The organism is Paenibacillus oleatilyticus (assembly GCF_018998565.1).
In the GTDB taxonomy this organism is placed as follows: domain Bacteria; phylum Bacillota; class Bacilli; order Paenibacillales; family NBRC-103111; genus Paenibacillus_G; species Paenibacillus_G oleatilyticus.
Genome location: NZ_JAHNZO010000019.1, coordinates 140,900 through 148,807 on the forward strand (window position 1 = coordinate 140,900; position 7,908 = coordinate 148,807).

Annotated in this window: 6 protein-coding genes; all 6 read right to left on the minus strand. The window is 53.3% G+C overall.

Features of this window, described 5'->3' with window-relative positions; genetic code table 11:
* Positions 1 to 107: 107 nt before the first annotated feature.
* Positions 108 to 1,352: an ABC transporter permease gene (locus KQX66_RS23050; RefSeq protein ID WP_216795156.1), complete on the minus strand. Its 1,245-nt coding sequence runs from the start codon at positions 1,350 to 1,352 to the stop codon at positions 108 to 110.
* Positions 1,349 to 2,098, minus strand: a complete 750-nt coding sequence (locus tag KQX66_RS23055) for an ABC transporter ATP-binding protein (RefSeq protein WP_216795157.1) — start codon at positions 2,096 to 2,098, stop codon at positions 1,349 to 1,351. The genes KQX66_RS23050 and KQX66_RS23055 overlap by 4 nt, the downstream gene beginning before the upstream one ends.
* 94 nt (positions 2,099 to 2,192) lie before the next feature.
* Positions 2,193 to 2,972: a formate/nitrite transporter family protein gene (locus KQX66_RS23060; protein WP_216795158.1), complete on the minus strand. Its 780-nt coding sequence runs from the start codon at positions 2,970 to 2,972 to the stop codon at positions 2,193 to 2,195.
* 60 nt (positions 2,973 to 3,032) lie between these two features.
* Positions 3,033 to 3,371 (minus strand): nitrite reductase small subunit NirD, encoded by a 339-nt coding sequence (nirD, locus tag KQX66_RS23065; RefSeq protein WP_216795159.1) that lies wholly within the window; start codon positions 3,369 to 3,371, stop codon positions 3,033 to 3,035.
* Between the two features lie 36 nt (positions 3,372 to 3,407).
* Positions 3,408 to 5,840 carry a nitrite reductase large subunit NirB gene (nirB, locus tag KQX66_RS23070; protein WP_216795160.1) on the minus strand — a complete coding sequence of 811 codons (2,433 nt, stop codon included), beginning with the start codon at positions 5,838 to 5,840 and terminating at the stop codon, positions 3,408 to 3,410.
* A 231-nt stretch (positions 5,841 to 6,071) separates the two neighbouring features.
* Positions 6,072 to 7,328, minus strand: a complete 1,257-nt coding sequence (locus KQX66_RS23075; protein WP_216795161.1) for an APC family permease — start codon at positions 7,326 to 7,328, stop codon at positions 6,072 to 6,074.
* Positions 7,329 to 7,908 lie beyond the last annotated feature (580 nt).

The following is a 7,908-nucleotide window of genomic DNA, read 5'->3' on the forward strand; positions in this document are numbered from 1 at the left end:
ATATCGCAGGGGTTGGTTTCATAGGTCGCGTTCCTTTCTATATCCCAAACGGTCTGATTCTAAAAGCAATCCCCATTATACGACAGGATCGGAGAAGGGGACAGGGGCTATTTCTTTTTTGCGGCTCGCTTCGCGCGCATGGTCCATCTGGCGTACCCGTAAGACAGCGCCAACCCGGCGCATAGCGTCACAACGGCGAATCCGGGATGGGACATCGCCCACAGCAGAGGCACGCCAAGCAGGAGCAGGCAAGCGGCATGAATGCGGAAACGGATGGCTGCGGCCGAACGTATGCGCAATTCCGGCGGAAGCGGGTAAATATACGACCAATCGGAGTGGCGGTATGCTTTTTGCAGCTCTTTAAGCTGGAGCATCGTTAGTCCCGCAAACAGGGCGAACAAGAAAACGGCAAGCGCATCGCCGCGGGTCCAGGCAATCAGTAAGAAGCCGAGTGCCGTCAATCGCATCGTAATTCCGCCGAGCTCGGAGCGAAGCCATACCAGAGTGAACAAGTAACGGTAAGTATGAGCCGAACCGTACCCGAAGCCTCCCAGCCCCCGAAGAAGCTTCATCGGCGCGCGAATCGGCGACGGACGGTTCGGGATGTCCGCTACATCGATAAAATAGTTCAGAAGCCTGAAAATGCGCGCCCGCTGTCTTTGCTCCGTTTCGGCGAGCCTTAGCCAGTTCAAGATTCGTTTGCCGCCCATGAGCCGCAGCGCCACGAGGTAAACCAGCAGCACGGCGGAGACGGCCAACGTCCCCGTCCACAGCGGCAGGCGGAGCAGAAGCAGCGCCGCTGCGGCGGCCACGATCCAACGAAGGGCCGACCATAGAATGATCGGCAGACGGTCCGTCAGCTTTAGCTCTAGCCATGCGCCATAGATCAGCACGCGTTTCGCGAGAATCGCCATGATCAGTACGTGACCGAATGGAACGAGGCTTCCGCCGGCCGCCATGGCATACATCGGCCAAGCCGCCATCCACACGGCAAGCAGCAGGAACGACTGTATCCAAAATGACCGCATCACCGCCCGATGCATATAACCCGACAGTTTTGTCTCCATCGGAAGCAAATAAATGAAGTCCGCTTTCCTTATATAGGTCCGAACCGGGCACCAGGCCAAAAAGGGCAGGAGCACGAGCGCTGCGGTCTCACGAAACGGAAAATCCGGCGGCGCCTCACTCAGTAACCGGGTATAAAAGTATCCTCCGGCCAGCATAATCAAAATAGCCGCGTAAGAGAAGCTTTGTAGCGCATATCCGGCATAGGGACGTATTTCCCGCCAAAACTCCGAAGTTCGTTTGCTCCACAATCCCGAAATATCGGAAGGCAGCTCGTGTTTGTTCATCGCAGCGTCACGTCCCGGGTAACCAGGCTGCAGAACAAGTCGTCGAGCGAAGCGCCCGGCATATCCGCCTGCTTTTGCAGCGCTTCCACGTCCCCCTCAGCCGTCAACCGGCCTTGATGAAGCAAAAGAAATCGGTCCCCGTACCGCTCGATCGTGGACAAAATATGCGAGCTGATCAGAATGGCGCCGCCGCTTTCTTTGACCCGGACCATCAGCTCAAGCAGCGCTCTGATGCCGAGCGGGTCGAGGCCGAGAAAAGGCTCGTCGATAATATATAAGGCAGGCCGTACGAGAAAAGCGCTCATGATCATGACCTTTTGCTTCATCCCTTTGGATAAATGAGCCGATAAACGGTTCCAGTTGGCGGTCATTTGAAATTCGTCCAGCAGGGCGGCGGCCCGCTCTTCGAAGGCGTCTTTAGGGACGCCGTAAGCCATCGCGGCCATTTCGAGATGCTCTTTCACCGTCAACTCTTCGTATAATAGCGGGTTTTCCGGTACGTAGGCATACGTCTGCCGATAGGCTGTCGGGTCTTGCTCCACGGATCTGCCGTTGAGCCGTATTTGACCGCTGTGCGGCTGCATCAGGCCGAGGATATGCTTGATCGTCGTGCTTTTGCCGGCCCCGTTCAATCCGATCAGGCCAACCATCTCTCCCGGACGAACCGAGAACGACAGCTCGTGCAGCACCGGCTTTTTGCGGCTGTATCCGCCGGTCAGCTTTTCTACCTTCAATAAAGGCTGCATGTCCATTCACCTCATCGCTATTGTACCTTGTTTTCCCCGGAAAAGAAAAAAATGCCGCAGTCGCGGCAAAGTTTTTTCTCGTTATTCATTAAAGTTACTTGCTTCTCACAGGGGAGATGAACCAGTAAGCCATCCCGACGAAAATGCCGCCGCCGACAATGTTGCCGAGCGTGACCGGAATCATATTGTTAAGCCAGCCGCCAATCGAAATCGTTTCGGGATGCTGCGGCAGCAAATAGGCCAAACTAAGCAGCGTCATATTGGCTACGCTATGCTCGTAGCCGCTGGCGATAAAGGCATACAGACACCACCAGATGAGCACCAGCTTGGCGATATCTTCCTTCGCCCTTCCGGCCATCCATAAAGCCAGGCAGACGAGCCAGTTACACAGAATGCCGCGAAAGAACGATTCCCAGAACGGAAGCGCCATTTTTTTGGCCGCAGCGGCGAAGATCAGATGCTCCGGCGCTGCCGTTTTGAAAAGACCGGTACCGACGATCAGCAAGGAAAGGATTACGGCTCCGGCCAAGTTCCCCAGGAATACGATCACCCAGTTTTTCAACGTATCGTTTACCGTTGTTCGGCGGGCAAGCGTGCTCATTGTAAAAAACATATTATTTCCGGTAAACAGCTCCGAGCCCGCGAAGACGACAAGCGTCAGCGCCAGACCGAAGGACATCCCCATCACCATGGGCTGGAAAGCGGACTTTGCAGCCGCGACCGGCGCTCCGACGGAGAAGATTAATATAATGCCCAGCCCGACGTACGCCCCAGCCAGCAAAGCGGACACGACATAGCGGGCGAGATTCTCGTTCATTTTCTCTTTCTTTTTTACAGCCGCTTCAACGATTGCTTCTACGCTTGATGTAAACATACAGCGGTCCTCCCCGGGTACTCTTCTGCCTTGTATAAAAGTCAGACAAGCTTTTCCGCCTTAAGCGGTTTGGACAGCGGGCGCAGCGAGATAAACCTGACCGCCTTCCACTTTTGCCGGAAACGTCAGCACCTGTCCTTGATCGGGGAGCTGTACGAGCCCCGTAGTCAAATCGATTTTCCAGTCATGAAGCGGGTCGTACAGGTAATGCCCTGATACGATCCCTTCAGCGAGCGGTCCGCCTTTCGGATGCGGACTGCGATTTTCCAGCGCATAGACTCCTCCGTCCGAAGTGCGGAACACGGCGATATCCCATTCGCGCCATTTCACGGTGCGTCCGATTTGCGGCAAAAACTGATCAAGCGTTCCGATTGAATAAAAGGTTTCCTGCTCTTTCATATATTCCATACTCCTTCCTGTATCCAAAGTTTAGTTTTATTGGGCTGCCGGCTCCAGGTTTTGGAACAAAGCCGTGCGCGTATCCGTGTCGTTCAGCATTTTGGTCCACGGATCTTTTACCTGTGCCAATGCGAATTCGATCCGTTCCACCAACGCTTTGCGATTCTCCATATCATCAACGACCGCCTTGCGGATCGTTTCAAGACCCATTCGTTCCACCCATTCCGAAGTACGCTCCAGATATTTTCCCGTCTCCCGGTAATATTGGATGATGGCCGCGCAAAGCTCGATCAGCTCTTCATCGGTCTTTACTTTGCAGAGCGAATCCGCCAAACGCGCTTTAATTCCGCCGTTGCCGCCGATGAACAGCTCCCATCCGCCGTCATTGCCGACGATGCCGATATCTTTGGTGCACGCCTCTGCGCAGTTGCGAGGGCATCCGTTAACAGCCATTTTGAATTTGGCCGGGAGGTCCAGACGCTCAAATTTGCGTTCGAGGAATGCGCCCATGCTCATCGAATCCTGGGTGCCGAAGCGGCAAAATTGCGCGCCGACGCAGGTTTTAACGGTCCGCAGCGATTTCGCGTAGGCATAGCCCGAAGGCATCCCCAGCTCTTCCCAAACCTTGGGTACATCCTCTTTTTTCACGCCGATCAGATCCAGCCGCTGTCCGCCAGTTACTTTGACGACCTTCACATCGTACTTCAGCGAAACGTCGGCGATTTTCTTCAAGTCCTCCGGCGTCGTAACGCCGCCGTACATCCGCGGAACGACGGTAAAGGTGCCGTCTTTCTGAATGTTGGCGCTCATGCGTTCGTTCACGAAACGCGATTCCTTTTCATCCTGAAATGTATCGGGATAAATCATGCCCAAATAATAGTTCAGCGCCGGGCGGCACTTCGAGCAGCCTTCAGGCTGGTTCCAGTCCAGCACATGCATAATTTCTTTCGTTGAGGTCAATCCTTTAGCCCGGATCTCGGCGACAATTTCATCGCGGCCGAGGGTTGTGCAGCCACAGATGCCTTGCTTGACGGAAGCCTTGAAGCCGTCGCCAAGAACATGCTGCAGAATTTGCTCAACGACCGGCTTACAGCCGCCGCAGGACCGCGTTGCTCCCGTGCAGGCTTTAATTTCGTCGACCGTCGTCAATCCTTGTTCCGTAATGGCGTCGACAATCGTCTTTTTGGTTACGCCGTTACAGCCGCATACGATTTCCTCATCAGCCATGGCTTCCACCGAAGCCGCGCCTTTCGCTCCGCCGCCGCAGCAGCCGGTACCCATGAGCGAGTCGTAAATTTCGTCGGTCATCACGGTTTTTTGCTTGATCAGCTTTTGCAGATTGGCGGATTCCGTAATATCGCCGAAGAGCACCGCGCCCACCATCACATTTTGTTTCAGCAATATTTTTTTGTACGTTTGTTTCCATTCGTCCTTATGGGCAATGACGACATGCTCCGGATCTTCGATAAACTCGCCGGTGGAGAACACGTCCACACCCGATATTTTCAGCTTCGTCGATACGACCGAGCCCTCATAGGGGAGCGTATCTACGCCGCACAGATGCTTGGCAAGCACCATGCCTTGTTCAAAAAGCGGGGCAACCAGTCCGTAGCAGACACCGCGATGTTCATTGCATTCGCCGACGGCATAAACGTCCGGCATGGAAGTTTGCATATAGTCGTCTACCACGATACCGCGTTTCGTCCAGATTCCGCTTGCCTGCGCCACGGCCACATTCGGCTTGATGCCTACGGCCATGACGACGAACTCCGCCTCCAGCACCGTATTGTCAGCAAACCGCAGCCCGGCCACACGTTCGTCTCCGAACAGTTCTACCGTCTTTGCTCCCATCTTAAATTTGATGCCTTGACGTTCGAGCTCCGCCTTCAGCATCGATGCTGCCTGATGATCCAGTTGGCGCTCCATCAGATCTTCCATTAGATGAACGACCGTTACGTCCATGCCGAGATGAACAAGGCCTTTGGCCGCTTCCAGTCCAAGCAGCCCTCCGCCGATAACGGCCGCCTTCTTGTAGGACTTGGCTGCCTCCAGCATTTGCTGGCAGTCCGAAATATCCCGGAAGCCGATGACGCCTTGCTTGTCGGTGCCGGGGATGGGCAGAATAAACGGATTCGAGCCCGTCGCAATAATGATTTTGTCGTAAGGCACACGCTCTCCATTTTCCGTTACGACCTCATGAGCAGCTTGATCGATATACGAAACCGTCGTTCCGGTATGAAGTGTAATGCCGTTTTCTTTATACCAATCCCATCCGTTTAATACAATATCGTCGAATGTTTTGCTGCCTTCCAGCACATAGGAGAGCAGAATACGATTATAGTTGGGATGCGGTTCACTGCCAAAAACGGTAATATCGAATCGTTTTGTCAGTTTCAAAATTTGTTCCACGGTACTGATGCCAGCCATTCCGTTTCCGATAACGACAAGTTTCTCTTTATTGAGGGTCATTGTCCGGCCTCCTCGAAAGCTTTGAATTTTTCTTTTGTATAAGGAAAGTATACAGGGAAGCTAACGAAAAATTAGTGATTTTTTTCACAACTATGCGATATTTATCACAGAGGAGCGTCAAATGTGACAAATTTAGTACGTCTGCAATCAATGGCCGTAGGTTCTCCGTTATCAAACGCGAAAAAGACCGCCGAAATCCTTGGCCGGACATGGCGATCTTTTGTCATATCGTTATGGCGAATTCACGGCCGATACTTTGCGTCGATAGCGCAAATACAGCAGGCAGCTCGCAGCCACGACGGCCGGTACGGCCAAGTACTGCATCGAAAAGGGCGCAATCGCCAGACAAAGCGCTGACGATGTCAATGCGGCCAACCGTCCGGCTTTATCGCTCCACAACAGCTTTACGCAGGCAAACGAAGCTACAATATATACGAGAATCCCGAGCGTGGTGGGCACCAAAATCAAGCGGTCCACGGAAAACGAAGCCGCATAGCTGAAAGCCAGCGTCAACGTATTTGTTACAAATAGAAAGAACACCGAGCGGTAGGGCGTCCCGCTTTTGCTTGTTTTCGCAAACCATCGCGGCAGCTTTCCTTCGACGGCCAGCGCATACCCGAGGCGGGAAGAGCTGGCGAGGTACACGTTCAGCGTGCCGAGACAGACGATACAGGCCACAACCACGGTTGCCAGCCCCGCGTTTAATCCGAGCGCCCGGTTCATCAGCGCAGCCAGCGGCGCTTCGGTCCCAATGTCTCCGTACGTATGCGTTCCAATCGTCACCGCGGATAACAGCGTGTATACGGCGCCGATAATAAAGACGCTGGCCCAGGTGCAGCGCATCACGTCCCGCTGCGGATTGCGGAACTCCGGTACAAGATGGGTGATGCTTTCCCAGCCGAAGAACGCCCAAAAAATAAGGACGCACGCTTGCCCGATTCCGGTCAATCCGTGAGGAGCGAAAGGGCGGAAGTGGACCGCCTCAATGGCTGGAAGGCTGAAGGCGATCGTCAGCACCAGCAGGACGAGCACAATCCCGCTCAACCCCAGCGACACGAGCCCGCTGATACGCATCCCGAGCAGATTGGCGGCAAGCGCCGCTACGAGAAATAGGAAGGCGAAGCCATACAGCCATTCGCCCGCCAGTCCGAAAACCGTAACAATATAAGAAGCGCCGGTTAATCCGACCACGGCTTGTCCCGTCGCGACCCAAGCAAAAAAGAACCAGCCGACCACAGCGCCGGATCTTTCTCCGAACGCCTGCTGCACGATCGTTGCGATCCCGCCGTAGTTTTCGTATTTCAACGCAAGTCTGGCAAACGTGTAGGCAATCGGAACACTTAATAAGGAAAGCAAGAGCCAGGAGACAATCGCCGCGGGCCCGGCGGCGTCCGCCGTGTATCCCGGCAAAATCAGAATGCCCGATCCTAGAACGGCGCCCATATATAGAGCCACGCCTTGTGCCATCGTAATTGTTCGTTTCGTCATCCGCGCCCTCCGCTTCTTATCTTTATCTTCTTTAAATAGATTAACATGAAAGAGGATATTTTTGAGAGCTCTTGCGCATAAGACAGCAATTATGTTATAGTGTCATTCCGGCCGTTTGAGCCGGTCACAAGTTTCACGCAGGTTAAGTGCAAAAGCTGATAAAATTTGGACTTGCATCTCCTCCGTGAAGTGTGGTAAAGTTACTTTCGCTGTCTCATGCAGCACTTGATTACAACTTCTGCGCTTGCGGGTTCGTCCCCTGGAATGGAAAAATAAAGTGCTTGCCAAACAGACAGCAAATGTGATAGAGTAATGATCGTTGTCTCGAAAGCTTCTCTTAATTGAAACGGCTGAATGGCCTAAAAAAATTAACAGTTGCAATCAGACAAACGATGTGGTAAGTTAGTCTTCCGGCTGTTTGGAACAAACGGTTCGGAGGCATACTAAAATCGAATTGCCCTTTGAAAACTGAACATCGAGTGAGTGTCATAAAGAGAATGCATATTCTCGTCAGTAGTAACTTTTGAGCTTTAATCAGCTTTTCTTTAATGGAGAGTTTGATCCTGGCTCAGGACGAACG

Bases quoted from the DNA above. Each gene is read 5' to 3' on its own strand.
- KQX66_RS23050 (WP_216795156.1), bottom strand. From the start codon at position 1,352: ATGAACAAACACGAGCTGCCTTCCGATATTTCGGGATTGTGGAGCAAA.
- KQX66_RS23075 (WP_216795161.1), bottom strand. From the start codon at position 7,328: ATGACGAAACGAACAATTACGATGGCACAAGGCGTGGCTCTATATATG.
- nirD (WP_216795159.1), bottom strand. From the start codon at position 3,371: ATGAAAGAGCAGGAAACCTTTTATTCAATCGGAACGCTTGATCAGTTT.
- KQX66_RS23060 (WP_216795158.1), bottom strand. From the start codon at position 2,972: ATGTTTACATCAAGCGTAGAAGCAATCGTTGAAGCGGCTGTAAAAAAG.
- KQX66_RS23055 (WP_216795157.1), bottom strand. From the start codon at position 2,098: ATGCAGCCTTTATTGAAGGTAGAAAAGCTGACCGGCGGATACAGCCGC.
- nirB (WP_216795160.1), bottom strand. From the start codon at position 5,840: ATGACCCTCAATAAAGAGAAACTTGTCGTTATCGGAAACGGAATGGCT.